The organism is Flavobacterium sp., from assembly GCF_025352015.1.
GTDB lineage: Bacteria > Bacteroidota > Bacteroidia > Flavobacteriales > Flavobacteriaceae > Flavobacterium.
In genome coordinates this window covers 1-26,089 of record NZ_JANXUG010000097.1, presented here as the reverse complement: position 1 = coordinate 26,089, position 26,089 = coordinate 1, and the positions used below count along the sequence as shown (strand labels likewise).

Here is a 26,089-nt window from a genome sequence, read left to right as displayed (position 1 = left end):
AAACGCAAAACCAAGAACAAAAATAGGTTACAAAAAATAATAAGTATCTGAAATTGATAAGTTATTGAAACAAAATTTACATTACAATTCAGATGATGAAAAGATTCTGAAATAAATTCAGAATAAATGAAAATAACACTAGTTGCCGGAGCGAGACCCAATTTTATCAAAATAGCACCTATCATTAAAGCGATTGAGAAAAAGCAAAATGAAGGGGCAGCTATTTCGTTCCGATTAGTACATACGGGTCAGCATTATGATAAAAACTTGAGTGACACCTTTTTTGAAGAATTAAAAATACCTCATCCAAATGCGAATTTGGAAGTAAAAAGCGGATCGCAAGCACAGCAAACAGCAGCTATTATGATTGCCTTTGAACAAGAATTATTGGAGAATGTATGTGATATGGTTTTGGTAGTTGGTGATGTCAATTCGACAATGGCTTGTGCTCTAGTTGCCAAAAAAATGAATATAAAAGTAACGCATGTAGAAGCCGGAATTCGTTCTGGAGACATGACTATGCCTGAGGAAATTAATAGAATAGTTACTGATAGCATTTCGGATTATTTTTTTACCACGTCAACGTGGGCAGGCGAAAATTTAAAAAAATATGGTGCCGAACCATCAACCATCCATTTTGTGGGCAATGTGATGATTGATACATTATATCAAAATCTGGATAGAATTTTAGCTCCTTCGTTTTGGAATAAATTTAATCTAGTAACAGGAAATTACATCATTTTAACATTGCACCGGCCAGCGAATGTAGATGAAGAAAAATCATTGATAGATTTATTGAAAGGCATTGATACAATGGTTGGTACTAAAAAAATAATTTTCCCCATTCACCCAAGAACAAAAGCAATCCTGGGCGAAACAAACATAGAACTGAAGAATATTTTATTTGTAGAACCACAGGGATATCTAAATTTTATGTATTTGATTAAAAACAGCTTTGCGGTTATTACTGATTCTGGAGGAATATCTGAAGAAACTACGGTGCTAGGAATTCCTTGTTTTACCATGCGAAATAACACCGAAAGACCAGAAACCCAAACTATTGGTACGAATACTTTAGTAGGAACTTCTGTAAAAAATTTAGAGAAAATCTTTGAAGAATTTCTAGTAAATGGCCCGAGAAAAGCAGGAATTCCAGAGCTTTGGGACGGAAAAGCTTCAGAACGGATTATAGATATTTTGTTAACCAACTATCGGCAGAAGCTGAAATAAATTCAGCATAAATGGAAGAAATACTTATAATATCTAATTATTATCCGCCCGAAAAAGGAGCTGCTGCCAATAGGATTGAACAATTGGCTTTAAAATTACATCAAAAAAAATACACCGTTACCGTAGTTTGCCCATTAGGAAATTATCCAAAAGGGGAATTGTTTCTTGAGTATAAAGGCAAATTTTTGGTCACTGAAATTAAGGATGCCATTACAGTTAAACGTCTTTGGATTTATCCTAGTGTTAGTAAAAATTTGTTCGTTCGTTTAATTTCGGTATTATCATTTTCTTTAAGTTTGTTTTTTTATTTAGTATTTAAAAAGACTCCTAAAAAAGTTATTGTTCAATCGCCACCATTACTGCTTTCGTTTATTTCTGTTCTAATACTTTCGCTAAAAAATAAAAAAATAATTTTAAACATTTCTGATTTGTGGCCATTGGCAGCTATTGAATTATCGGCTTTAAAAATAAATTCTTTTTCGCATAAAATATCTCTTTTTTTAGAACGATTTATTTATAAAAAAGCAACTTTAATTTTAGGACAATCCAACGAAATCATCACACACATTCATTCAATTTTCCCTAAAAAGGACTGTTATTTATATCGCAATTTTCCTGAACACAAAGTTTCTACAATAGCCTTGAACACAACTGAAGATAAGCCTGTAAAAATTTTTTATGCTGGGCTTCTTGGTATTGCACAAGGTGTATTTGAGTTGTGTGAAAAAATTGAGTTGGAAGGTTTACCTATTGAGTTACACTTATTTGGAGATGGAGCAGAAAGAAGTAAAATAGAGACTTTAATTTCCGAACGAAAAAAGCAAAATATCATTTTTCATGGTATGTTAGAGCGAAAAGAATTGCATTCTCAATTACAATCATTTAATATTGCTATCGTGCCCCTTAAGACAAGGATTTTTGGCTCTGTTCCTTCAAAAATATTTGAATATGCGGCATTAGGATTTCCAATACTTTATTTTGGAGGTGGCGAAGGTGAAGCTATTATTGAAGAGAATAATTTAGGTTGGGTTGTGCCAGTCGAAAATTATCAAGGGTTAAATGAAACGATAAAAGTTGTTTCAAGACTTCATAAATCTGAATTGGAGGAAATGAAAAAAAGAATATTTAGTATTGCACAGAAAGAATTTGATTTAGATTATCAAATGAGTTATTTGATGGAAAAAAACGTTTTTTAATAGGCCTTATCCTCCCCTTTGAAAATATTAAAAACCGTTTGAAAAATAATTTTAATATCCATTATTAAGGACCAGTTTTCAATATAAAAGACATCAAACTTTATTCGGTTAATCATATCTTCTTCGGTTTCAATTTCACCTCTAAATCCTTTCACTTGAGCCAAACCAGTAATGCCAGGTTTAACATAATGGCGAACCATATATTTCTTTATTTTACTAGCATAAGCTTTATTTTGTGACCATAAGTGAGGTCTTGGACCCACTACCGACATATCGCCAAAGAGAACATTAAAAAATTGCGGTAATTCGTCCATGCTTGTTTTTCGCATAAGTTTTCCCATTCTCGTGACTCTTGGGTCATTTTTTGACGCTTCTTGTTCGGTATATCCATTTACTTGCATAGATCTGAATTTGTAACAATAAAATTCTTCTTCATCCATTCCTGGTCTTCCTTGTTTGAAAAAAACAGGTCCTTTAGACTCTAATTTTATAAGTAGTGCTAACAATGGTATAAGCCAAGAGAGAAAAAATATAATTATAAACAAGGAGAATATAATGTCGAAACCTCTTTTGATTCCTTTTATAAACGGATGGTGAAGTTGTGTTTTTTGTAGCGATAATACAGGGAAAAGTTCGTAATAATCTAGCCTTAAATTTTTAGAATAAATTTCTTTTGTGTCCGGAATAAACTTTATGACTTTCGCATTTGCGTCAACAAACTCGACTAATTCTTTTAAAATATCGTTTGAGATTTCGTTCAAAGAACAATAGATTTCATCTACTTTATTGGCAATAACATATTCTTTTATATCTTCTATTTTCCCTTTTACTTCTGGGTTTTGTTTTTTGTCTGAAAAAAAACCTAAAAACCGATAGCCATAATCTTTTCGGGTGTCAAATACTTCTTTTAGCCTTATAGCTTCGGGTGTGTATCCTATAATTATGGCGTTTCTAAAATTGCTCCCTGTTACAATTCTATATTTCTTTAAGTAAAAAAATAAAAAATACTTGAACGTTACTATGATGCAAAAACTGCTGGTTATAAAAATAGCTACAGCTTTTCCGCTGAAAATGACAGTTTTAGCAAAAGGAAAAAAAGCAATAACTACTAATAAAAAGAAAATAAATTGCTTTACTAATTTGGTTATTATTTCTACTGGCGTTGTGAATCGATACACCTCATAATATTTTACAAGTATGGCAATTAAAATCCAGATAAAAGTTTGGTACAACAAATAATAGAACTGATTAAGATTTAATTCTCGAAAGAAATATAAGCTCAATGAGGTAACAACAATTAGATCGAAAACTATGTTTATAGGTCTAATATATTTTGAGTATCTACCTGTTTGTTGTGCCACCATATACTACTATTAATGGATATATCCTTTAAAGTCTTTGTGTTCTTCTTTTAAAAGTTCTTCCGATGAAAGTGATTTAAAATACTCGTAGGTCAATTTCATTCCTTCTTCTCGTGAAACTTTGGCTTCCCAACCTAAAATGGTTGCAGCACGAGTAGTATCGGGCTGTCGCTGCATGGGGTCATTCATTGGTAGCGGATGATACACTACTTTCTGATTTGTTCCTGTGAGTTTAATAATTTCATCTGCAAAATCTTTAATGGTAATTTCGTTTGGATTTCCAATGTTTACAGGTTGTGAATAATCTGAATGCAGCAATCTAAAAATACCCTCTACTTGGTCGGTCACATAACAAAATGATCGGGTTTGACTTCCATCTCCAAAAATAGTTAAATCTTCGCCACGCAATGCTTGACCTATAAATGCTGGAATTACACGACCATCATTTAGCCGCATTCTTGGTCCGTAAGTGTTAAAGATTCTAACTATTCTGGTTTCTACACCATGAAAAGTATGATACGCCATTGTAATTGATTCTTGAAAACGCTTGGCTTCATCGTAAACACCTCGCGGACCGATGGTATTTACATTTCCATAATAATCTTCGGTTTGAGGATGTACTAATGGATCGCCATAAATTTCGGAAGTAGATGCAATCAGAATTCTTGCTTTTTTTTCCCTAGCCAATCCTAAAAGATTGTGTGTTCCTAATGAACCAACTTTTAAGGTTTGAATTGGAATTTTCAAATAATCAATTGGACTTGCTGGCGATGCAAAATGAAGAATATAGTCTATAGCTCCTGGAACATGGACAAACTTGGTTACATCGTGATGATAAAATTCAAAGTTTTTAAGTTTGAATAAATGTTCGATATTCTTTAAATCGCCTGTAATTAAGTTATCCATTCCGATGACAAAATACCCTTCTGCGATAAAACGATCACAAAGATGTGAACCCAAAAAACCAGCAGCACCAGTAATTAATAATCTTTTCATATAAATTTTATTGTGCTTTGGAATTATTTATAACAATTCCTGAATTAAAAAGACAATACATTATGGTGAAAAACACAACGCCTCGTTGCCTCCATAAAAATGATTCGGTCAAAAATAAACTTATCATTAGAACTGCGAAAGCAAAATGAACAAAATCTTTTGATTTGATTGCATTTTTAATGTTAATAAAAAGCATCATTAACAATACTATAAACCCAAAAACTCCCAAATCAGCAAAATTCTGAATATATTGATTATGAAAGTTTTTTGACTGATAACCGCTATCTAAATCGTTTTCGGCGCCCATATAAAGATTATATTTAATAGCTTTTTCTTTGATTTTAGGATACGAAGCATTTAAACCAAAACCTGTAAAAAAGACCCTATTTTCTTTGAACAATTCAATAAAAATTCTAGCTTGATACACTCTAAAAGCAGTGCCATTAAAATAATCATTTGGTGTAAAAGTTGGGTTTGTCCACGCTTCATTAATACTCACATAATGCACACCTTGCGGAATACCTTCGACTACATTAGCACTCAAACTTTTGTTAGTATTGGTTTGGAATTCAACTTTAAACCGATCCTTTATTCTCCCAATTGAAAACAGTATTGCTATGAGTAAACCAAAAACAATTAGGTTTCTTAATCGTAATTTTTGAGCCGTTTTTGAAAAAAAGAACAGGTGTATCAAACACAGTAACAAAACAACGATAATGATATTTTTAGACGATAGCAATAGTATAAATCCAAGAAGCAAAATGGTGAAAAAGGTATCAGCTTTTGATTTTATTTCTTTACTAAAAAAATTAAAAAATGCAATCGCAACAAACACTGACATGTGAATGGCGTTCAATAATTTTGGAACTAATCCGTAGTCTTTATCATTTTCTCCATGGTAAAAAAACATTCTTGCATCGCCAAATATAATATAACGAATTAGGGCTCTAACTAAATAATAAGATACAAATACAACGATTACATAACTGTAATATTCGATAATTTTCTTCTTTTGTTCAGAAGTATTTGTTTGAAAAATCAAAAAGCCAAGTGGAACCAAAAGCAATGACAACTCTTTTGATAATGCACCCAGAGTTTCTATGGAATCTATAGACCAAAAATAGGATATTGCCATCAAAAAATATAGTAGAATGGGAAAAAGCAATTCTTTTTTAAGCTTAAATGTTTCTTTGTTAAAAGTAATAAAAGCAACTAACAAAAATATTCCCAAAGCGATATTGTTTATCGCAAAACTCAATGGAATGGTAGAAAGGAATAAAAGTAATGGAAAAAAAGAGCTGTTACTTTTATTTTCTTTTATCAGATTTTGAATAACATTCTTTGAAGAGTTGTAAATATTCCCCATTTATTTTTTCCCAATTAAATTCATTTACAATAGTGTCAAAATTGTTTTGAACCAATTGCAAGTTATCATTTTTTTTGATTGTATTTAGAATATTTTTAACATCAGTAGGATTAGAAAAATAATAGCTGTTTTCTTTTAGAATTCCTTTGTTAAAATCGTTATTATGGGCAATAACTAGGGCACTTGAAGCCATGGCTTCTAATAATGAAGGATTTGTTCCGCCTACGGAATGACCGTGGAAGTAGAGATTAGAAAAATACCTAAGATTATTGAGGTGTTCCAGATTATAAAGTCCTCCTATAAAACATATATTGGAATTTTCTTTGAATTTGTTTTTCAAATAGTCGCCATACTTTGTTTGGTGTTTACCAATAACTAAAATGGGCGTTTTATCTTCATTCATTGCAACGCCTTCTAGCACCATATCCAAATTGTTTTCTGGTTCAAAGCGCGCCATAATCATGTTATAGTGTTCTTTTTCAAGATTATATTCCTTTAAAATTGCTTCATTTGGAGTTAAGAAAGGAAAAGCGCCATAAGCAATATAACTTGATTCTTTTTTATATTTTGCTTTAAGAAATTCTTGAATTCCCAAGGAATCAGAAATTAAAAAGTCGCTGTTCTTTGCCGCTAATTTTTCAGCAAACTTCAGAAACTGTTGTACTGGTTTAGAATACTTGGTTCGTTTCCACTCCAAACCATCCATATTGGTGATGATTATGGATTTTTTTGGTAGTAAAAAATGCCAAACAGAATTACTGGTGTATCCTAATTGCAGAATGATGTCAAAATTGCGCTTTCGAGAATTTATAATGCAGTTGTAATCATAAATAAACTGACCAAAGGTCCCATATTTGTATTCTGGATCATATTGATGAATGATGTTTACGCCATGAAAAGTAGTTTCTTGATGCGGATGATTATGAGAATTGTAGCAATATACTTCGTGTCCCTTTTGGACAAGATACACCGAAAAAAATTCAGCAAACTGCTCAAATCCTCCGTAATAATTGGGCACACCACGAGTTCCTAGTAGGGCTATTTTCATTCCTTAAATTCTTTTCCGAATGGCAAAAGTAGCGAAATTTGACATGAATGGAAGGAATAGTTTTGATTTATATTCTATTTAAATAAACGCTCAAAACTACTTATGTATTTTTCTTCTGAAAATTCTTTTATGGCTCTTTCATATCCATTACTGCCAAAAAGATTTCTCATTTCTTTGTTGCCTAAAAGTTTTTGAATGGCTAAAGCGAGTTCACTTTCATTATTTGGTTCAACTAAAAAACCTGTTTCATTGTGAACAATTATTTCTGTGAGTCCACCATGATTAGAACCAACAACTGGTTTTTTTGCAAGCATCGCTTCTAAAGCCACTAAACCGAAAGATTCCGCTTCTGTTGAAGGAACTGCAAGCATATCAGATAGATTTAAAATGGGTCTTAAATCTTTTTTAAATCCTACTATTTTTACAGTATTCTCTAGCTTATTTTCTTGTACTAATTCTTCTATTTCATGAAGATAATACTCTTGATCACTCACCGGAGAGCCTACAAATAAGAGTTTGATGCTTTTATCCTGTTGCAAATTATTAATAAATGTGTTTAACAACCATTTATGACCTTTTAGTCTATTAATTCTTCCTATCAAGGTGATGATAAAATCATCTTTTTCAAATCCTAAATCTTCTCTATTAATTTTTATATAATCATCATTTAAGGGCTTTAAACCATTGTGGATTATTAGCGTTTTGTTCACTAATTCTTTTTGTCTTTTAACTAAATTATCCATTGTTGCTTGTGAATTGCAAACTACAACATCTGCATATTTATTCAAGAGCTTTGGAAATAGAGATGCAATTTTTTTGGGATGGACTATAATTTCATGTACATGCCAAATATGTTTTATTTTTCTTTTCTTGGCATATACCATTCCTAATAAAACTGCTAAAGTATTTGAGTAAATAATATCAAAGTTATACTGCGAGTTGAGTTCATCTAAAATTGATACTGCTTTTTTTATTTGTTTAAAGAAAAGTAAAATGTTTTTCGGGGTAAACATTTTACGATAAAGTTTTAAAACAGGCGCAATAATGACTTTTATATTTTCTTTTTCTAATTCTTTTCTTAAAGGACCATCAAGCGGAATAACTACAACTGGATTAAATCTCGATTTATCTAGTTTTGTAAGCAGCAATAACAGGGTTTTGTCTGAACCATATAAATCTGCTGATTGATGGATAAAAAGGATATTAGTCATTTTGCAAAAGTTTGATATTGTCTTTTAGAGCCAATTCTCTATAACAAATTAAAAATCCTAAAAAAATCGCTTTCGTATCAGCAATAAAATAATAACCCATAAAAACCCAATAGGAAGCTATTAAAAACAAACCAGAGCCTATCATCAAATAATTGATTTGTTTAACTATTGGGATGTCCGTTTTTTGCTTTTTAAACAAAAGAAAAATTGAAATTATCACAAAAAAAACACCTAATAAACCTGATTTAAGAAAAACGGTCATAAAGCCATTATGAAGTATAGAAATATATCTTAATTTCATGTCACCAAGCCAAATTTTTTGTTTCAAGTCTACTTGAGAACCAAGTCCTTGACCAAAAATAATCGAATAAAATCCGTCTCTTGAGACTTGCCTTACCGTCATAATATTTTCATAAGAACGATAATTATCATTAAGATCTTTCCAATTCTCCCTATTAATTTTTGTTTTGAAAGGCTCTATTGGTGCCACTTTTATTTTATATAAAAAAGCCTCAATCCCTGCTCCATTTCTTTTCGGATTTATATAGAGTATCGCTGAATAACCTATGGCGCTTACTATAATTATTGAGAGCAATACGATAATCAGCCTTCTGTTCACTTCAAAATATCCCTTGAGTGCTAAAAATAAAATAATAAACTGTATGAAATTGGTTCGCGCCAAATACATGAATGTTGAAAACCCAATGAAAATGGAGTAGAATAAGATTTTTTTTCTATTCAAATTTAATTCAAATTTTTTATGGAATAACAGTATTATTAACGCATAAACTTCAAAATCACTAAAATATCCTGCACGAAAACGAATATCATTTACTGTTAACGCTTTAAAGAATAAAATGCCGGAGAATATTAAATAAAAATGATAAGCGGCTATAAATAATGATATGTAAATAATGGTTTGAAAAGCCTTTTGAGGGAATTTTTTACATAATTGATATCCTATTAACAATCCTAAAACTGGTTTTATTAAATAGGTAAAATCTCTTATTATGAAATAAAAATGGTGCTCTTTATTGAACATAACAATTATGGATATAAAAAGAATAGCCATAAAGCAAGATACTTGTTTTAAAATACTTAACGAATAGTTCTTTTGAACAGTAATTAGTGCTGAAATAGACCAAACAGCAAAGGTTAATTCGAAATTATTAAAGTAAGGAGTTATTAAACAAAATGCAAACAGGAGTTGATATAAGTATACTTTTTTAATTACTGTTGCCATTATTCTATGTTTTTTAAAACTTTGGCTGGCACACCTCCAATAACTTCATTATCTAGAAAAACACCATTTACAACGGCACCTGCTGCAACTACTGAATTATTACCTATTACACAACCATCAAGAAAAGTAACTTTTGCACCAACCCAAATATTGTTTCCAAGTTTTATCCCTTTTGAAGTAACTCCTTGCAATCTTATAAGTTGTGAGGCGTCTAAAAAATTATGATTTTCCGAATGAAAACTAACATAAGAACCCATTATCACATCGTTTCCTATTTCAATTCCACCCGCTGCTCCAAACTCTGTAAATTGTCCAACTGCTGAATTGTTTCCAATTTTTAAACCCTTTCCATATTTTGAGAAATGACTAGTAGAAGTTAATGTAGAGTAAGCTCCAATTTTTACACAATCACCCAAAATTATTTTTTCTGATGAGAATCCATCCAATAAGCATTGTTTGCCAATAGTAACGGTTTTGCCAAAAATGATGTTACTAGAATTTAGTATTTTGGTATTATTGCCTACAAACACTCTTCTCCCTGTTTTTAAATAACCTCTAACCATCATTATGGCGCGATTATAGAAAACAGAATATAGCAACTTGCTGGGAATTCTATCATCTATCTGATAGGTTTTTCCAGTTTTAATAAGCATTTTTTGGAAAAGTCTTTTAATCATTCAAAAACAAATTTTCTACAAGTTTCAAAAATACAATAGTTTTTAACTTGTGCGAACAAATAGGTCTTTTTTAATAATGCTATAAAAAAGTAGCGCAGTAATAATTTCGGTTATGATTAAGGCAAATAATATTCCGAAAACGTGATAAAAAGGAGTGATTACAACAATAATTGAAAGACTTATTATTGTAATTATCATAACTATCTTTACATATTCTCTTTGTTTGTTGGAACCCAAAACCAATTGCTTCAATGGAATAGAAACACTTTGAAGTATGGGAATTAAAATCGCTATTTTTAACAAATTGCTTATTTCAATAATCTCTTTTGGATTAAAAAAGGTGACAATTTTTGTTGAAAATAAAGCAATTATTATCATTGAGATGATAATAAAAACACCATTCAACCCATTGTATATTTTCCAAAAATGAAGCGCTTCTTTTTTGCTTTTGTCTAAAAGATAACAAACTCTGGGATAAACAAAATTGAAAAATAACAAAAGATAGGTTTTAAAAATCACAATGATTTGATCTACTATTTTGTATTGCCCAGCCATACTATTACCACCAAAAAAACTAATTAAAACAATGGGCGAATACATTTGGAGCGAAACAAATATTTGTGATGAAAAAATAGAGAAGTTGTGTTTTATCAATTTTGTAACTTCGTCTTTTTTAAGATCCAAAAATGAAAACGAGTATTTATAAACAATGTAAAACCAAGAAATGCCATTGGCAGCAATCATTCCTATTCCCCAAATAAGATTACTGTAAACATAATCTTCTGGTTTTTTTAAAAATAGAAAAATCCCCACGAGATAAATTATTTTTGAAAGTATGTTTAGGATTGTTATCCATTTAAAATTTTCAATGCCCTGCAAAAACCAGGTTGGATTAATGAATTGACCAATTACCATTGATAAGCTTAAAAGGAAAAGTGTTTTTTCTTTATTGAAATAAGGAATAAAATAGAATAAAACAAAAACGATAACTAAAATTGCCAAAAGTAAAATGAACTTGGCTGTATAGGTTGTAATAAAAATGCCTTCTAATTTATCTCTATCTTCTCTGTTAACTGCTACATCTTTTACGCCAACAATCTCGGAACCATAATCAATAAAAACCATGATAAAAAAAGCAAGTGCCATCCCAACCCCTATCTTCCCATAACCTTCTTCTCCACATATAGACACGATATAAGGCACAACAAGTAAGGGTGTAATTAAATTAAACCCTTGCCCAATACCGTATATAATAAGGTTATTGAATTGCTTTGAATTTTTGATTAATCCTGCTATTGATTTAAGCATAGAAATTGGATAAAATAAAAAGCTACAAACAGAACTAAATCTATTTGTAGCCTTGTTATATTGAGCGTTTATAACTAGTTCTTTGTAGTTGTTAACTTTTTAAGAGCATCTACTAGCTCTTGTCTCGGATAATAGAATGGTGTTTTATACTCCGGTCCGTTTTTTAGGATTTTTAAAGAACCATCTCCTCCGAATTCTGTTTTAAAATCTTTGCTTTCGATAAAATATTTGAAAAAGTCAGAACCTTTTATGTATAATTCGTTTCCGTAGAATGCAACTTTAACTCCGTATACAGTAACTGATTCCTGCTCTTTATTCATTCCAAAATCTAAACGGATATCTGTTGGGATTTTTTCTCCTGATAAATCGAAAACTACTTTTTCTCTTTTATTATTTCCTTCAACACCATGCCAAACTGCCATTTCTCCTTTGAAGCTTATTGTGTTATCTTCTGTATAATATAGCGTGAAGTCATCCTTTTTTGAAGCAGCAACATCAACTTCAACACTAAAATTTTGTTTTGCTGGAGCAGCTGTTGTTTCTTTATCTGTTGCTTCTTTGTTTTCTTCTTTATTCTTGCAAGATGTGTTCAAAAGCAACAAAAGAGAAGCTATTATAAAAAGTTTTGTTTTCATGTTTAAGTTTTAAAATTATTTGGCAAAATTAGTTAATAAAGAGTATTTTACAAATTTTTTTTTTTAATTTGAATATTATAAATTATAAGATTTCTGTCTAAATTATAAACGGATAAATCGTTGTCATATGTCAATGTTACTTTGCAGTGCTGATTCACCGTGTTTTCAAAAGATATAATTTTTTCTTTCTTTTCCGGAAGTTCACTCAAATAATAGTTGCCGATTTCTTTGTCGCCAATCTTAATTATTATATGTGCATTTTCTCCATTTAGAGGCTTTTCAGGTAAGCTGTTTGCATTGATTTTTAAAACATAGCTTCCTGTTTCCAAATAAAGCGCCGGCGATTTGATTGTGCCGTTTTCAAACATAAGCATGTTTCCATTTTGATCAAGGTTTGATGGCTGGAAATTTTTAATGCCGAAAGCTACATTTTGGTTGTCGTTGTTTTGAATTGTTTTTGATACATAATGTTTTGTCCAGGCGTCAACCTTTTCTATGCTACTTTCAAGCGTGAAATTGTCATTTAAAAACGCTTCCTCTTCTGGTGTTAATTTATATGGCTTTGAATTTCCGTCCATATACCAAAAGGATTCCATTGGAATTGTTTTATCTTTCATCAACATGATATAGTTTTGTAACGAACTGTCAACAGTAATGTTTTTTTCTGATGGACTATTGAGCAATGGTGTACTTGTAGGGTCTTGATTAAAAAAATAACTCATATTCCATCCAAAAGAAGAAACCACTTTTTCTTTGTTTTTATTTCGTTTTATAATAATTTCTGCAATCTCTCTGAATTGCGTTTTGGTAGTTTTGTTATAGTAATCTTTGATAACAACAATGTCTGTCAATGAAACGATTATTAAAAGCAAAACGATTATTCTTCGAACCAAACTACTATTAATGCTACTCATCCCAATAGCAATGATTAAAATTACTGCTGGTAAAACACCTATAAAATATCTGCTAATAATCATTGGTATATCCAAATAGGATCTAACCAATGGAATAAATGAAGTAATGAAAATCCATGTTGCTATTATAACAAAGCTAAATAACATCTTGTTTTCTTTAATTGACGTTGTTGGCTCTTTCTTTTGACCAAACAATCTAATGAAATAGAATGTAGTTGCTAAAAATACAAGCATAAGAACTGCTTCTGAATTTCCGAAAAATTCTTTGAACATCTGGGTGTAAACGTCGAGTGCTGGAGGCAATATCCAGAATGATTTTATTTCTGTAACTAATAAAAATATTTTTAAAGAAGGATACCAAAGAAGCAACGTTATGATTCCGGATAATGCTGAAAGCTTAAAAAATTTAAATCTTTCTTCTTTAGGAAGATCGAAAAGGAAAAAAAGGATAATTAAACTTTGAGAAACCAAAATAAACAAACCAAAAAAATGTGTGTTTATCATCAGATTTGCAAAAAGAGCATAAAGAATTGCGTTTTTGATATTTGCGTTTTTGATAAAAACAACTAATCTGTAAAAGGATAAGATAACAAATAATGATAATAAAATATATGGTCTTGCTTCTTGAGAATAAGTCAGATGAAAATAATTTACCGACAATAAAGCGGCTGAAATAAGCCCTGTTTTTTTGTTATAAATTTCTCTTCCAAGAAGGTAAATAGCATGTATCGAAATCAATCCAAAAATTGCCGACAGAAGTCTTACGATATAAGTGGTATGTCCAAAAATAAAACTAAATGCTTTTACACAAAGAAAATAGAAATACGGCATTTGTTCGCGAAATACCATTATATCATAAAATTCTTTATATGATATATTCGGATTTCCCTCAATCATAGTATGAGTTTCATCCAACCAAATACTTTGAAAATCCAATTTATAAAACCTTAAGAAAGCTCCTAAAGCCAGGATAAGAACAAGTAGATAATTCTCTTTCAGTACCTTTATTATTTTCATAAAGCTTGGTTTTTTTCTATATTTTCAATGAAATCTAAATATATTTTTGTGTTTGGTGCAATAATGTTCTTTCTGGTGCTTAACTGCAATAACAATACGATTAATGTGACCGAAAATAACTGAAGAATAATTCCTGAAATAATTAGCGTTAAGCTCGATGCCCAACCCGGAATTGCATAATCTGTGAACAGTTTTTCAATTAGGATATAAGTTACCGATAAAAAGCACAAAACGATTCCGGTTAAAGATAACTTTAAGATTTTTATCGAAATCTGATCAAAATAAACAGCTATCGAACTCAATCCGTGAAGAATTAAACTGTTGAAATTCATTTTAGAAACGCCTTTATATCGTTTCCCTCTATCTAAAAGAACCATATCATATGGGATTTTTGATTGGATGATTCCGCCCGAATAGTGATTCCAAATATTATTTTGATGAACGACTTTCCCTAAAAGTCCTTTCGGAATTGAACTAAAGTTTCCAAAGCTTATTTTTTGTCCAGTTAAGTAACTAAATAACTTTTTATAAAAATAATATCCTATTTTAAAACCTGCAGATTCCTGCCTTTTATTTCTTTGTGCAAAAATTATTTTCTCTTTACCGGAAGCGTTAGTTTTAGATAATAACGAAATGATATGTTCAGGTTTATCTTCGCCATCGCTGTCCATTACCACGACATAATCATAGTCTGCTATTTCGTTATGAATGTATTGTAACCCAACTGCAATGGCTCTTTGGTGACCAATATTGATTTTTACATTAATAATGGTTATGTCAATTCCTGCCTTATTTTTTGATAGTAAATGTTCTTCTGTAGAACCATCATTAACAGCAATAACAGAAAAATTATATTCCGTAGCATTTTCAGATTGTAGCTTTTCTAAGTGGGTTAAAAGTATATTAAAACTTTCCCAATCATTATAAATCGGAGTTAAACAATAAATTTTTTTTGTGCTTTTCATTTATAATGCCTTTTTTAAACTCTCTTCCCAACTTTTAATTTCAAGCCCAAAAGTACTCTTGATTTTGGTTTTATCCATTGGCTAGTGCTTATTGTTTATTTAATAAACTCGAAAAAATTATCTGAATTGATAACCTCGAAAGTGTGATTTGGATATTGTCTTGCAAAAGTTTGACTCAATCGTGCTTTTGCTTTTGAATTCCATTTTATTTCAAATGCTTTTAATTGTCCGTTTTTTTCTATGATTAAATCTATTTCTTGCTGCTCATGGGTGCGCCAAAAATACATTTTTTCAAACTTTTCTTGGTATTCATTTTGCTTTATAAATTCATTTACAATAAAATTTTCAAATAAATTTCCTTTGTCTTTTCTGGTTTCAAAAGGTGAAAAGTCGTTGATAATTGCATTTCGAATTCCTAAATCGTTAAAATATACTTTTTTGCCTTTTTTCATTTCTTTTCTTTGATTAGAATGAAATGAATTCAATCTATAAATTACAAATGATTGCTCTAGTAAACGAATATATTCTTCTACGGTTTCACTTTTTAATCCTATTAATTTTCCTAATTCGTTATAGTTTACTTCGCTCCCTATTTGCCAAGCTAATGCCTTCAGCAATTGTTGCATTTTTTCGGGTTTCCTAATTCCGTTAAACAGTAAGATGTCTTTGTATAAATAACTATCCGAAAGGAGTCGGAGTATTTTTTCTTCGCCGTTTTTTGTTGTCACTACTTCTGGATAATAACCATAAACCATTCGGTGCGGCAACATTCTAATTTCTTCCAGCAAACCTATTTCCGTTTTCATTTCTATAAAAGAAAGTGGAAAAAGTTTATGCTCAAATTTTCTTCCCGTTAGTGGTTCATTTAATTTATTTCGGAGTTCAAATGCACTCGAACCTGTTGCAATTACTTGAATTTCTGGTAAATGATCGATTATTAATTTTAACTTACTACCAATATTTTCTATTTTTTGAGCCTCATCAATTACTACAAATTTATTGTCTTCAAAAAAGGTTTTCAATCGTGTTGCTGATGCGTTTTCAAAAACATTATGAACATCCGGATTTTCAGCATCTAACCACAAAACGCTGACTTGGTCTTTAAAAATAGACCTTAACAAGGTGCTTTTTCCGACTTGTCTAGCGCCCAATAAAATTATAGCTTTCTGTTGAAAAAATTCTCTTCTAATGTTTTCTATTGTCTGTCGAACAATCATCTTGTTTTTTTACAAAAATAGTAAATCTTCTACCGTAACAGAAAATTCTACTGTTTTTTTTCTGTTATAACCGAAAAATATATGGCTTTAAGCTCTCTTCCCAATTTTTAATTGTAATTCCAAATATATTCTTGATTTTGGTCTTATCTAAAACACTGTATTTCGGTCTTTTGGCTGGTGTCGGAAAACTTGAAGTAGGAATGGCTTGTAAATTTATAGTTATATTATTGATTTCAAAAATCTTTCTAGCAAAATCATACCAGCTACATTGCCCTTCGTTGCTGAAGTTGTAAATGCCAAAGTTGGAAGTTGTCCCTCGACTGCTCTCGGGATGACAGATTATTTTAATTAAAACCTCTGCTAAATCGACCGCGTTTGTTGGTGTTCCTATTTGGTCATTCACTACAGAAATTGAATCTCTTTCAGAGGCAATACGCAACATTGTTTTCATGAAATTATTTCCAAATTGTGAATAAACCCATGAGGTACGGATAATATAATAGTTATCAAATGTAGCTTGAATTGCTTTTTCACCGTCTAATTTTGTATGTCCGTAAATGCCTGTTGGGTTCGGTAAATCTACTTCGGTGTAGCCCCTCGACTGCACTCGGGGTGACAAACTGCCATCAAAAACAAAATCAGTGGAAATGTGCATTAAAATAGTTGAATGTTTTTTACAAATTTCAGCTAGGTTTTTAGCACCAACTACATTGATTAAACGGGCTTTTTCTGGATCGTTTTCGGCTTTATCAACAGCAGTGTAGGCGGCGGCATTAATACAATAATTAGGATTTATTTTAGAAAAAACTGTCTGACAATTTTCTAAATTGGTTATATCCAAATCAGCAGAAGCGCAAAAAACAAAATGAAGTTCAGGATAATTTGACGCAATAAATTGCAAACTTTGCCCTAATTGTCCATTAGCTCCCGTGATTAAAACTACCATGCTTTTTTGGCATTTTCAATTGTGGGTTGCACTTTATCTTTTTCAGAAATGATTAAATCATCGGTTGGAAAACCCCAATCAATATTGATGGTTTTATCATTATAAATAATGCCGCCTTCTGATTCTTTATTATAAAAATTATCGCATTTATAAAAAAAAGTAGCTGTTTCACTCAATACTAAAAAACCATGAGCAAAACCTCGTGGCACAAAAAATTGTATTTGATTTTCTCCCGATAAAAGTACGGCTTCAAACTGCCCAAATGTCTTTGAATCAGGCCTTATATCCACTGCAACGTCTAAAACTTCCCCTTGTAATACCCTTACCAACTTGGCCTGTGCATATGCTCCTGTTTGATAATGCAATCCTCTTAAAACTCCTTTTGAGGAAAACGATTGATTATCCTGAACAAAATGAACTGGTTGATGTACTCCTTTTTGAAAAGTGTTTTCGTTAAAGCTCTCCATAAAATAACCGCGATCATCAAGAATGACTTTAGGCTCAATGATGAAACATCCCTCTAATTTGGTGGCAATAAAATTCATAAGATTAAATCAAACTTATTAAATGTTTGCCATAACCGCTTTTTAACAAAGGTTGAGCTAATTTCTCTAACTGTTTTGCATCTATAAATCCCATTCTAAAAGCAGCTTCTTCTATGGCGCCGATTTTCAATCCTTGACGTTCTTCGATCACCTGAACAAATTGTCCTGCTTGCATCAGTGATTGAAATGTTCCCGTGTCTAACCAAGCGGTTCCTCTGTCTAGAATACTAACCTTGAGTTTGCCTCGTCTTAAATATTCTTTGTTAACATCGGTGATTTCTATCTCTCCACGATGACTTGGCTTTATATTCGCTGCGATTTGGACAACATCATTGTCATAAAAATAAATTCCAGGTACTGCAAAATTTGATTTTGGTTTTTCGGGTTTTTCTTCTATTGAAAGTACTTTTCCGTTGGTATCAAAATCGACCACTCCATAACGCTCTGGATCATGAACATGATAGGCATAAATAATTCCGCCATCAGGATTGTTATTGGCTAACAATAATTCCGAAAGTCCAGTGCCATAAAAAATATTGTCTCCAAGAACTAAAGCTACTTTATCGTTTTCAATAAATTCCTTTCCAATAATAAATGCTTCTGCAAGCCCATTGGGATGTTCTTGAACAGCATATTCAAACCGGCATCCTAAACTTTTTCCGTCGCCCAGCAATTGTCTAAATAACGGTAAATCGTGCGGTGTTGATATAATTAAAATTTCTTTGATTCCAGACATCATCAATGTTGACAATGGGTAATAAATCATTGGTTTATCATAAATAGGCATCAACTGTTTGCTTACTGCTAACGTTAATGGGTGCAATCTTGTTCCTGATCCGCCAGCTAAAATAATTCCTTTCATAATCTACTTTTTCAATTTTGCCATTTGATTTTTATAGAATGAGTTCAAGTATCCAGCCATTACAAATAAAAATAAAAATAAAAACGGCAGGACTATTTTCATTTTACCGTTCACTACTTGCGTGTTTTTTATGTTTAATGTAGCACTGTTGTCTTTTATTATTTTGTCTAAATTAACAAGTTCTATTCGGTGAGATCCCTGTTCGTTAACTAAACCGTCTTTGGTTTTTATAACTTCGTTTAGTTGCGAATTTTCATTATAATAAACCAATTTATCGCTTTTTTGAGAACCGTTTGTTGTGGATGAAAAAGCATTTAAAAGTCCGTTTATTTGTGCAATAATGGTATCGTTTGCTGTCATTTTTATTTTAATATTATTGACATATTCTTTTTGAATCAAAGCGTAATAGTCAGAATTATTGAGGTATTTCAATAAGGGCTGTACTGTTTTTTCGTTTGATGTTTCCTTATCAGTCGTAAAAGAAATCAAGTGATACGGATAGTTTTTACTAGTTAATGACTCGTTGACTATTTTTTTAATATCGCCATCTTCTGCCATTAATTTTATAAGTTCAAAGTTTTGCGCTTTATTATCAATAAATTTATACACATCAGTTATTGGTTGTATAGCAATTTTTTTAAGTTTTTTAGGTTGCTCTATCCCTACTACTTTTTTTAGAAAAACCGTGTCGTTGTCATTAATTTTAGAACTTATTAGATCTATCTTTGCATATAAATAATCGACAGACCCAAAATTGGGTGATACAATAATTTCATTATCATATACTTTCGTGGTTTTGTCAAGATACAATCCGATACCAACTCCAAGAATAATCAAAATCCCAACCCAAAGAATATTTCTTTTAAAGAACAAAAATCCCTTAAAAATACTAGTTGAAATGTTCTCAAAAAAACCTCCTATTTTTTTTGAAATTTTTGACAAATCAATCTCTTGATTATCAGTATTATTTTGAGGTGTTGTGTTCATAAAAAATAATTATTTAATGTTAAAAATTTGTTCTAATATTTTAATAGTAATCAAATAGGTAGGCTTCACTCCCGTGGTTCCTAAACCTCCAGAAGCCAATGTGCTCCCTGTTTCCAACGGATTATCCGAAGCATAATAAGCATACCTGACTTTCACATTTTGCGGAATACTTTTTCTGATTTTTGATGCCGATTGAATAGCTTTTTGATAATAAGCACCTTCCATTTCTAATCCAATAACTTCCCAGGTTGATTCGTGGAAGAACTTCAATAAATCTTTATTCTGAAGCGAAGTTCCCAAAACGGTAACCATTGGCCCAGTACAAACCGAAATTCCGTTTCCTTCAAACATTTCCTCTGTCAATTCGTTTTCAAAAGGATAATTATCTGCTGTTCCTTCATTGATATGTGCTGATGGAATCATAATATCGCCCTTTCCACCTTCGAGGATTCCAGCTTTTCCCATTATCGAAACCGATTCAACATTCATGAAAGTTCTATTTTTTCCTTCTTTATAAGGTTTCAATAATTCGTCAATGGTTTCAAATGCCTGTTCGCCAAATGCATAATCCATTACGATTAACACTGGACTCTCCTTACCAACTTTCGCATTTGGAAAACTGGTTTTTGCCCAATCAATTTTTGCTGTATCAAATATCTGAACATCAATATTCGTTCCTGAAGCATCATCCGGAAGTGAAATCATTCCTTGCTTTAACGCAACATCTTCTACTTTATTACGAACATCATTGGCACCCGATTTACTCAATTCTTCATAAATAAAGAAATCTGATTTGTCTTTGAATTTAGTTTTCAAAACAGTAGTCGCAAAAATCGAATTCATCACACTGTGCATGTTGGCACTAATTACATGAATAGGTCTTTCGAGCAGGTTGTTGGCTTTCAATACTTCTTTAATATTGTTCGCCCAAATTTCTCCGTGTATATGATGCCCTAATCTTTCTCTCAAAATTGGGCTGAACGTAATCGTCCTTTTGTTGTTTTCAACGACTTCCTCAATGGCTAATTTTCCAAGCCAATAAATAACATGAAGGAAACGATCTGGTTTTTCTTTGGTGGCAAAATCTTCGTAAATATCCAATACTTCCGAAAAACTTCTTCCTAAAACATTCGCCGCGTGCGATATTGCGATTTCTTTTTCTACTAAAGTAAGTTTCTTGTTTTGTAAAACAGTTTCACCCAATTTTTCCCAATCACGGGTTACTTCAACTTCAATTTCGTCTAATAAAACTCTATTTTTTATCTTATGGGATTCTATAAAAATAAAAGTCAAGTGTGTCAAAATATCATAAATGTCAGAACGGCCACGTGTAATTTCAACATTCATTTGCTCGTCATCAATTCGATAACAATTTCTTCTCCTTTTAGGCGGAACAATCGGTTTAAATTGTGATTTTGAATAGCCTTCATCTGAAGTTAAGTTGATAAAACGACATTCTTCAATGCCACCCGGAAGTCGTTCAATTACATATAGCAAACCGCTTAGCTCCACTTTTTCTTCGGCAATACTTCCGTAAATTTCTGGTCGAAGCGATAGCAAGGCTTCTCTTAAAGTTTCTCCAGAAACACCCATTGGTTTGTAGAAACCTCTGTTGAATAAATGCCTCATGGTAATGTACAATCGTTCGATAGCAGCCGACGATTCTTGCGCTCTTGAGCGCGAAATGTTTTTAATTTCTTTCATTAAATTGTTTTTCTAACCTGCAAATATAGTTTTTTTGTCGTTAATTGGTTAGAATTAGGTTTATTGCCGGTTCATAAACCATCATTTTATCTGACGGATTATTTATGTCTTGTTTAGTCTGTTTGTTCCATTTTCCGCCATAAAAGGTAAAAATAAATTCTCTATGCACATAATTATAAAGCATAAACGGATAATACGTTTTTTGCAGTATCGTTGTGTTGGTATTTGAATCAATAATGGTTTTTTCAAGTTTATTTTTTTCAATTATCAGTTTTTCGTAACCAATAAAAATGCCTGTTTTGGGCATTCTTAAATTCAAATCGGTTACATCATAAAAAGTTTTTTTCACTCCTTTTTTTACCGAAACCAAAAAATCTTTTACCTGCAGTTCCTTCCCAGGAAAACCATTGTCTGAAACCGAATAAAAATGAATTTTAATAGTCGCATTTTCTATTTGACAATCGGTCAAAATTGCTACTTTTTTGATAAATTTTGTCTTTTTATATTTTAAAATATAGGGGAAAAATTTAGCATCAATTCGTGGTCCGTTGTCAAACGCTTGATAGGTTTCAATCTTCACTTTTCCTATTTCCAATTCCCGCGTTTCAAAACGTTTGGCAATTACAACTTCATCCAACTTAAAAGCAGCTTCTTTTAAAATTACTTTTTGCGATTCGGTACCATTAATGGTTTTTTTTTCGTAACCTAATGCAGAAAAAACAAGGGATTTTGTTTTGGCAACATTTAAAAAAAACGTACCGTTTTCTTCAGAAGTAGTTCCAACATTTTCATTTTCAACCCCAATATTTACATAGGGAATTGGTTTGTTATTTTCATCAATTACAATTCCTTTAATTTGAGCTGAAGCAGCAGAAATCATCAACAACATCAACCATAACAATCTGTTTTCTTTCATCTTTTTTCTGTTCTTTTTAACAAATCAGCAATTTTTCTATCGTTACTCAATCTCGGAATTTTATTTTGTCCTCCCAATTTCTCTATTGATTTCATATAATCCTGAAAACCTTTTTTTGAAACTTTTGAAATGACTAGTTTTTTCAATACTTTGCCAACAATCAAATCATCGTAGTAACTATTTTGTATGCGCATTTCGTTGTCGATTTTAATGGCAAATTCTTCTAGATTTTCAGGTTCGTTTTCAAACTCTATAAACCATTCGTGAAACGGCAATCCTACAATTGGTGCTATTTGTGGCGCAACAGTAAATTCGTTTACACGAATATTAGAATTCTGCATAGCTACTTTCAAAGCACATTCAACTTCTTTACCAATGACATGCTCACCAAAAGCAGAAATATAATGTTTAATTCGGCCCGAAACAATGACGCGATAGGGTTTCAAACTTGTAAACTGAACCGTATCGCCAATATTGTAAGCCCAAAGTCCGGCATTAGTAGAAATAATTAAAACATAATTGACATTCAATTCAACTTCGCCAATGGTATAGCGTTTTGGATTATCGGTAAAGAATTCGTCCGATTTAACAAATTCATAGAAAATACCCGAATTCAAGAGTAGCAACATTCCGTTTTCTTTCTGTGAATCTTGGTAGGCAAAAAAACCTTCGGACGCGGGAAACAATTCAATGGAATCTACTTTTCTTCCGATTATATTTTCGAATTTAGAGCGATACGGTTCATAATTAACGCCGCCGTAAATAAACAAATTGAAGTTTTTGAAAATCTCGCCAACAGCTTTGTTTCCTTTTTGTTCCAATTTTTCAAAATACATCTGAACCCAAGACGGAATTCCCGAAATGACGGTCATGTTTTCGTTGAAAGTTTCCCCGACAATCGCATCCACTTTGGTTTCCCAATCTTCAATACAATTGGTTTCCCAGCTTGGCATTCGGTTTTTCTGCAAATATTTCGGAACAAAATGGGCTACAATTCCAGAAAGTCGTCCATGTTTAATCCCGTTTTTTTCATCTAAAACTGGACTTCCTTGCAGGAAAATCATTTTGCCATTTACAAAATCTGTCTTTCCTGTTTCATAGATATAATTCAAAATAGCATTTCGCGCAGCTTCTATATGAAACGGCATCGATTCTTGGGTTAAGGGAATGTATTTGGCACCCGAAGTTGTGCCCGAAGTTTTGGCGAAATAAATCGGTTTTCCTTTCCAGAGAATGTTTTCTTCGCCTTTGACAACGCGGTCAACATACGGTCGTAGTGCTTCGTAATCTCTTATTGGGACTTGCTCGGCGAAATCTTTAAAGGATTTTATCGCAGCAAAATTATGATCTTTACCAAATTGTGTTTCTTTAGCTGAAGCTATAAGATTTTGAAAAACTTTCTGCTGTGTTTCAATGGGATTTTGAACCCAACGCTGCGTTTTTTTGTGAATTATAGTAGCGAATATTTTGGCAGCGATTGATTTTACAGACATATTATTCAAATTCAATAAAAATACTAGGATCAATTGGATACCCATCTTTCCATAACTCAAAGTGCAAATGCACGCCAGTCGATTCTTGACCTGTTGTGCCTGCTAGAGCAATTACTTCACCCGTTTTAACAGCATCTCCTTGCGAGACCGTTACAGATGATGCATGTTTATACACCGAAATGAACCCGTTGTTGTGCCTTATGATAACTACGTTTCCGGTGTTGGAAGTCCAATCGGCAAAAATCACTTTACCACTCATAATAGATTTTATAGGTGTGTTTTTTGCCAAAGCAATATCCACGGCATAGTGTTTTTCTTTGGGACTAAATTTTGAAGTTATAATTCCCTTTACAGGAGCAAAAAGTACCACGGTAACTTTGGGTTTTGCTTTTTCAAAAAGATTGTATTTGTCTTCTCTTTCTACTTCTGCTCTCAATTTTAAGTCAGCTTGTGAAGGTTGCAACTCGCTGTCGCAAACTTTTATAGAAGTCTTACCAATGATAGAATCTTTATTGATTTTTGCATAGTCCAAATCGCCAGTTAGTACTTTTTTTATAGATTGAATATAGGCATCATTTTTCTTCAAATCATTTGTCAAAGCATTCGATTTGAGTGCCAATTCAGTAGCATCTTTTTTTAATTTTGTGGATGAATAACCCGGAATAAACTCGCGTAGGGGAGTAAAAGCGATGATATAAGTAGTAATAAAAATAATTAGCAATGCTCCAATAGTGGCTACTACAAATACATTCATCAAGGTTAATCGTAGTGAAAATACTTCTTCAAAGGTGTCTTCGTTCAAAATAACCAAGCGGTTTTTTGTAAAAAGTTTTTTTTTGATTCTTTTTCGTTTAAGTCGTTTTTCAGACATGTTTTTTTGTAATGTGTTACAAATATAGAAAATAAGTTGTGTTTATCTTTTTTACCACAAACGATGTTTAACTTATATTTCTAGGCACAAAATTCAAAAGGAACTTGTTTTCTGTTTACCTTTGTATTAGTTTTTAAAATAATCTGCGAAAGCATAAATTTATATATTATGGGAAGATTAGGACCAACAGAGCTTATAGTTATTGTCATTGTTATTTTATTGTTTTTTGGAGGAAAAAAAATTCCAGAATTAATGAAAGGTTTAGGTTCAGGGGTGAACGAATTTAAAAAAGCCTCAAAAGGAGAAGATGATGCTGTTGCTAATTCAAAAAAAGAAGAAGAAGAAGCTAAAAAATAGTTTTATTTTATAATCGTACAAAACCCATTTTCTATTTTAATAATTTAGATTTTGGGTTTTTTTATTGAAGTTTTATAACTTCCTCAATTATTTTTCCCTTGCATTTGTCCCAATAAAATTTCAGAAACATTTTAGGTTCTGGTTGCAAATTAGCTTCTTTAAAATAGGATAAACTTTTTTGAACCATAAATAGTGAACCGTCAAAATATTTTTTATTGTAAAAATCAAGCATTTCTTGTAGTGTAAAATCTTTTAATAAAAAATATAAATCAATAAAGTCTTTTTTAGAGCCACGCCCTGCAATAGCATTAAGTTTCATTGCAGCAATGTCTATTTTGGAAACCATTCTTATTCCATCAATTGTTAATGGCTTTGCTAATAATGGATAGCGATAATTAACAAAATCTACCTTAACGTTATCGACCTCTGCTTTTAAAATATTAGTAGAATTTTTAGAAACTATAGTTTTACCCATTTGATTTAAAATAGAAATAAACAGCTCAAAATCAATATTTTTATCGCCAAATAAGTCAATATTTATCGAATTTCTATGACCTATTTGTAATGCCAATGAAGTACCACCAACCAAATAATAACTCGAGAAACGTTCTTCCGTCATTATTTTTTTTAAGAGTTCCATAAGGTCGGGAACAACTGTCTGTGTTTGTAACATCTAAATTCGGTTATTTTTATATTAAAAATTGCTGATACAAACGAAAGTGTTACTGCGTCTAAACTTCTTGCATTTAACGAAGCTTCTTTTATTGCCTCCATTCTATACAATTCTTTTATTAATCTCCAGTCATTGATTTGACCATATTCCAAAACTCTTTGTGTAAAAAAATATTGAGGTGTTCTGATAATTACTAATATTTTTTTGTGCCTTTAAAAATGGAAAAGTTTACAGGAGAAAGTATTTTAGAATTTACAGACAGATTCAAAACTGATTTAGATTGTTTAGGCTATTTGGCAGAAATAAAGTGGAGAGACGGCTTTCATTGTGTTAAATGTAATCACAGAAAGT

The 26,089-nt window shown here is 31.6% G+C and carries 24 protein-coding genes and 1 pseudogene; 4 read left to right on the top strand and 21 right to left on the bottom strand.

Annotated features, from left to right (window positions below; translation table 11 throughout):
- The first annotated feature begins 126 nt into the window (after positions 1 to 126).
- Together wecB and Q0Q96_RS09825 are read left to right on the top strand one after the other, a co-directional pair.
- A complete protein-coding gene (gene wecB, locus Q0Q96_RS09830; RefSeq protein ID WP_293874353.1) occupies positions 127 to 1,230 on the top strand; it encodes a UDP-N-acetylglucosamine 2-epimerase (non-hydrolyzing) in 1,104 nt (367 codons plus the stop codon).
- Between the two features lie 11 nt (positions 1,231 to 1,241).
- Positions 1,242 to 2,426: a glycosyltransferase family 4 protein gene (locus Q0Q96_RS09825; protein ID WP_293874350.1), complete on the top strand. Its 1,185-nt coding sequence runs from the start codon at positions 1,242 to 1,244 to the stop codon at positions 2,424 to 2,426.
- Here the strand turns inward: Q0Q96_RS09825 and Q0Q96_RS09820 are convergent.
- The 20 genes from Q0Q96_RS09820 to Q0Q96_RS09725 form a co-directional block, all read right to left on the bottom strand.
- On the bottom strand, positions 2,423 to 3,790 hold the full coding sequence (locus Q0Q96_RS09820; protein WP_293874347.1) for an undecaprenyl-phosphate glucose phosphotransferase: 1,368 nt from the start codon (positions 3,788 to 3,790) through the stop codon (positions 2,423 to 2,425). The two genes, Q0Q96_RS09825 and Q0Q96_RS09820, sit on opposite strands and share 4 nt — an antisense overlap.
- A gap of 9 nt (positions 3,791 to 3,799) precedes the next feature.
- A complete protein-coding gene (locus Q0Q96_RS09815) occupies positions 3,800 to 4,783 on the bottom strand; it encodes a UDP-glucuronic acid decarboxylase family protein (protein WP_293874345.1) in 984 nt (327 codons plus the stop codon).
- Positions 4,784 to 4,790: 7 nt separating this feature from the next.
- Positions 4,791 to 6,149: an O-antigen ligase family protein gene (locus tag Q0Q96_RS09810; protein WP_293874342.1), complete on the bottom strand. Its 1,359-nt coding sequence runs from the start codon at positions 6,147 to 6,149 to the stop codon at positions 4,791 to 4,793.
- Positions 6,091 to 7,197, bottom strand: coding sequence for a DUF1972 domain-containing protein (locus tag Q0Q96_RS09805; RefSeq protein ID WP_293874340.1), 1,107 nt, complete (start codon positions 7,195 to 7,197; stop codon positions 6,091 to 6,093). Before Q0Q96_RS09805 ends, Q0Q96_RS09810 begins: the two co-directional genes overlap by 59 nt.
- Positions 7,198 to 7,271: 74 nt before the next feature.
- Positions 7,272 to 8,408 (bottom strand): glycosyltransferase family 4 protein, encoded by a 1,137-nt coding sequence (locus Q0Q96_RS09800; protein WP_293874338.1) that lies wholly within the window; start codon positions 8,406 to 8,408, stop codon positions 7,272 to 7,274.
- Entirely contained in the window at positions 8,401 to 9,651 is a 1,251-nt protein-coding gene (locus Q0Q96_RS09795; protein WP_293874336.1) for a hypothetical protein, read from the bottom strand. Before Q0Q96_RS09795 ends, Q0Q96_RS09800 begins: the two co-directional genes overlap by 8 nt.
- Positions 9,651 to 10,304 carry an acyltransferase gene (locus Q0Q96_RS09790; protein ID WP_293874334.1) on the bottom strand — a complete coding sequence of 218 codons (654 nt, stop codon included), beginning with the start codon at positions 10,302 to 10,304 and terminating at the stop codon, positions 9,651 to 9,653. Before Q0Q96_RS09790 ends, Q0Q96_RS09795 begins: the two co-directional genes overlap by 1 nt.
- A gap of 66 nt (positions 10,305 to 10,370) precedes the next feature.
- Positions 10,371 to 11,636, bottom strand: a complete 1,266-nt coding sequence (locus tag Q0Q96_RS09785; protein WP_293874331.1) for an oligosaccharide flippase family protein — start codon at positions 11,634 to 11,636, stop codon at positions 10,371 to 10,373.
- 74 nt (positions 11,637 to 11,710) lie between these two features.
- Entirely contained in the window at positions 11,711 to 12,271 is a 561-nt protein-coding gene (locus tag Q0Q96_RS09780; RefSeq protein WP_293874329.1) for a hypothetical protein, read from the bottom strand.
- A 47-nt stretch (positions 12,272 to 12,318) separates the two neighbouring features.
- Complete coding sequence (locus Q0Q96_RS09775; protein ID WP_293874327.1) at positions 12,319 to 14,202, bottom strand: glycosyltransferase family 39 protein; 1,884 nt, start codon at positions 14,200 to 14,202, stop codon at positions 12,319 to 12,321.
- Positions 14,199 to 15,167, bottom strand: a complete 969-nt coding sequence (locus Q0Q96_RS09770; protein ID WP_293874325.1) for a glycosyltransferase — start codon at positions 15,165 to 15,167, stop codon at positions 14,199 to 14,201. Before Q0Q96_RS09770 ends, Q0Q96_RS09775 begins: the two co-directional genes overlap by 4 nt.
- Before the next feature lie 95 nt (positions 15,168 to 15,262).
- Complete coding sequence (locus Q0Q96_RS09765) at positions 15,263 to 16,384, bottom strand: ATP-binding protein (protein ID WP_293874323.1); 1,122 nt, start codon at positions 16,382 to 16,384, stop codon at positions 15,263 to 15,265.
- Positions 16,385 to 16,448: 64 nt separating this feature from the next.
- Entirely contained in the window at positions 16,449 to 17,330 is an 882-nt protein-coding gene (rfbD, locus tag Q0Q96_RS09760; protein ID WP_293874320.1) for a dTDP-4-dehydrorhamnose reductase, read from the bottom strand.
- On the bottom strand, positions 17,324 to 17,875 hold the full coding sequence (rfbC, locus tag Q0Q96_RS09755; protein WP_293874317.1) for a dTDP-4-dehydrorhamnose 3,5-epimerase: 552 nt from the start codon (positions 17,873 to 17,875) through the stop codon (positions 17,324 to 17,326). Before rfbC ends, rfbD begins: the two co-directional genes overlap by 7 nt.
- Positions 17,876 to 17,879: 4 nt before the next feature.
- Positions 17,880 to 18,737, bottom strand: a complete 858-nt coding sequence (rfbA, locus tag Q0Q96_RS09750) for a glucose-1-phosphate thymidylyltransferase RfbA (RefSeq protein WP_293874314.1) — start codon at positions 18,735 to 18,737, stop codon at positions 17,880 to 17,882.
- 3 nt (positions 18,738 to 18,740) lie between these two features.
- Positions 18,741 to 19,724: a hypothetical protein gene (locus tag Q0Q96_RS09745; protein WP_293874311.1), complete on the bottom strand. Its 984-nt coding sequence runs from the start codon at positions 19,722 to 19,724 to the stop codon at positions 18,741 to 18,743.
- Between the two features lie 9 nt (positions 19,725 to 19,733).
- Positions 19,734 to 21,428 (bottom strand): hypothetical protein, encoded by a 1,695-nt coding sequence (locus Q0Q96_RS09740; protein WP_293874308.1) that lies wholly within the window; start codon positions 21,426 to 21,428, stop codon positions 19,734 to 19,736.
- Positions 21,429 to 21,468: 40 nt separating this feature from the next.
- The gene (locus tag Q0Q96_RS09735) at positions 21,469 to 22,344 is read right to left on the bottom strand and encodes a carboxypeptidase-like regulatory domain-containing protein (RefSeq protein ID WP_293874305.1); all 876 of its coding nucleotides are present in this window, start codon (positions 22,342 to 22,344) and stop codon (positions 21,469 to 21,471) included.
- Positions 22,341 to 23,837 carry a GH3 auxin-responsive promoter family protein gene (locus Q0Q96_RS09730; protein WP_293874303.1) on the bottom strand — a complete coding sequence of 499 codons (1,497 nt, stop codon included), beginning with the start codon at positions 23,835 to 23,837 and terminating at the stop codon, positions 22,341 to 22,343. The genes Q0Q96_RS09735 and Q0Q96_RS09730 overlap by 4 nt, the downstream gene beginning before the upstream one ends.
- A 1-nt stretch (position 23,838) precedes the next feature.
- Positions 23,839 to 24,708 carry a M23 family metallopeptidase gene (locus tag Q0Q96_RS09725; RefSeq protein ID WP_293874302.1) on the bottom strand — a complete coding sequence of 290 codons (870 nt, stop codon included), beginning with the start codon at positions 24,706 to 24,708 and terminating at the stop codon, positions 23,839 to 23,841.
- A 168-nt stretch (positions 24,709 to 24,876) separates the two neighbouring features.
- On the opposite strand from Q0Q96_RS09725, the gene tatA reads away from it, so the two are divergent.
- Positions 24,877 to 25,065, top strand: coding sequence for a twin-arginine translocase TatA/TatE family subunit (gene tatA / locus Q0Q96_RS09720; protein ID WP_293874301.1), 189 nt, complete (start codon positions 24,877 to 24,879; stop codon positions 25,063 to 25,065).
- A gap of 61 nt (positions 25,066 to 25,126) precedes the next feature.
- Here tatA and Q0Q96_RS09715 read toward each other — a convergent pair whose 3' ends face one another.
- Positions 25,127 to 25,738 (bottom strand): nucleotidyl transferase AbiEii/AbiGii toxin family protein, encoded by a 612-nt coding sequence (locus tag Q0Q96_RS09715; protein WP_293874300.1) that lies wholly within the window; start codon positions 25,736 to 25,738, stop codon positions 25,127 to 25,129.
- Positions 25,739 to 25,956: 218 nt separating this feature from the next.
- Between Q0Q96_RS09715 and Q0Q96_RS09710 the strand changes: the two are divergent.
- Positions 25,957 to 26,089 (top strand): annotated as a pseudogene (locus Q0Q96_RS09710) (IS1595 family transposase); the annotation flags it as partial.

Excerpts from the sequence above, each read along its gene's own strand:
- wecB (WP_293874353.1), top strand. The coding sequence starts at position 127 with ATGAAAATAACACTAGTTGCCGGAGCGAGACCCAATTTTATCAAAATA.
- Q0Q96_RS09825 (WP_293874350.1), top strand. The coding sequence starts at position 1,242 with ATGGAAGAAATACTTATAATATCTAATTATTATCCGCCCGAAAAAGGA.
- Q0Q96_RS09820 (WP_293874347.1), bottom strand. The coding sequence starts at position 3,790 with ATGGTGGCACAACAAACAGGTAGATACTCAAAATATATTAGACCTATA.
- Q0Q96_RS09815 (WP_293874345.1), bottom strand. The coding sequence starts at position 4,783 with ATGAAAAGATTATTAATTACTGGTGCTGCTGGTTTTTTGGGTTCACAT.
- Q0Q96_RS09810 (WP_293874342.1), bottom strand. The coding sequence starts at position 6,149 with ATGGGGAATATTTACAACTCTTCAAAGAATGTTATTCAAAATCTGATA.
- Q0Q96_RS09805 (WP_293874340.1), bottom strand. The coding sequence starts at position 7,197 with ATGAAAATAGCCCTACTAGGAACTCGTGGTGTGCCCAATTATTACGGA.
- Q0Q96_RS09800 (WP_293874338.1), bottom strand. The coding sequence starts at position 8,408 with ATGACTAATATCCTTTTTATCCATCAATCAGCAGATTTATATGGTTCA.
- Q0Q96_RS09795 (WP_293874336.1), bottom strand. The coding sequence starts at position 9,651 with ATGGCAACAGTAATTAAAAAAGTATACTTATATCAACTCCTGTTTGCA.
- Q0Q96_RS09790 (WP_293874334.1), bottom strand. The coding sequence starts at position 10,304 with ATGCTTATTAAAACTGGAAAAACCTATCAGATAGATGATAGAATTCCC.
- Q0Q96_RS09785 (WP_293874331.1), bottom strand. The coding sequence starts at position 11,636 with ATGCTTAAATCAATAGCAGGATTAATCAAAAATTCAAAGCAATTCAAT.
- Q0Q96_RS09780 (WP_293874329.1), bottom strand. The coding sequence starts at position 12,271 with ATGAAAACAAAACTTTTTATAATAGCTTCTCTTTTGTTGCTTTTGAAC.
- Q0Q96_RS09775 (WP_293874327.1), bottom strand. The coding sequence starts at position 14,202 with ATGAAAATAATAAAGGTACTGAAAGAGAATTATCTACTTGTTCTTATC.
- Q0Q96_RS09770 (WP_293874325.1), bottom strand. The coding sequence starts at position 15,167 with ATGAAAAGCACAAAAAAAATTTATTGTTTAACTCCGATTTATAATGAT.
- Q0Q96_RS09765 (WP_293874323.1), bottom strand. The coding sequence starts at position 16,384 with ATGATTGTTCGACAGACAATAGAAAACATTAGAAGAGAATTTTTTCAA.
- rfbD (WP_293874320.1), bottom strand. The coding sequence starts at position 17,330 with ATGGTAGTTTTAATCACGGGAGCTAATGGACAATTAGGGCAAAGTTTG.
- rfbC (WP_293874317.1), bottom strand. The coding sequence starts at position 17,875 with ATGAATTTTATTGCCACCAAATTAGAGGGATGTTTCATCATTGAGCCT.
- rfbA (WP_293874314.1), bottom strand. The coding sequence starts at position 18,737 with ATGAAAGGAATTATTTTAGCTGGCGGATCAGGAACAAGATTGCACCCA.
- Q0Q96_RS09745 (WP_293874311.1), bottom strand. The coding sequence starts at position 19,724 with ATGAACACAACACCTCAAAATAATACTGATAATCAAGAGATTGATTTG.
- Q0Q96_RS09740 (WP_293874308.1), bottom strand. The coding sequence starts at position 21,428 with ATGAAAGAAATTAAAAACATTTCGCGCTCAAGAGCGCAAGAATCGTCG.
- Q0Q96_RS09735 (WP_293874305.1), bottom strand. The coding sequence starts at position 22,344 with ATGAAAGAAAACAGATTGTTATGGTTGATGTTGTTGATGATTTCTGCT.
- Q0Q96_RS09730 (WP_293874303.1), bottom strand. The coding sequence starts at position 23,837 with ATGTCTGTAAAATCAATCGCTGCCAAAATATTCGCTACTATAATTCAC.
- Q0Q96_RS09725 (WP_293874302.1), bottom strand. The coding sequence starts at position 24,708 with ATGTCTGAAAAACGACTTAAACGAAAAAGAATCAAAAAAAAACTTTTT.
- tatA (WP_293874301.1), top strand. The coding sequence starts at position 24,877 with ATGGGAAGATTAGGACCAACAGAGCTTATAGTTATTGTCATTGTTATT.
- Q0Q96_RS09715 (WP_293874300.1), bottom strand. The coding sequence starts at position 25,738 with ATGTTACAAACACAGACAGTTGTTCCCGACCTTATGGAACTCTTAAAA.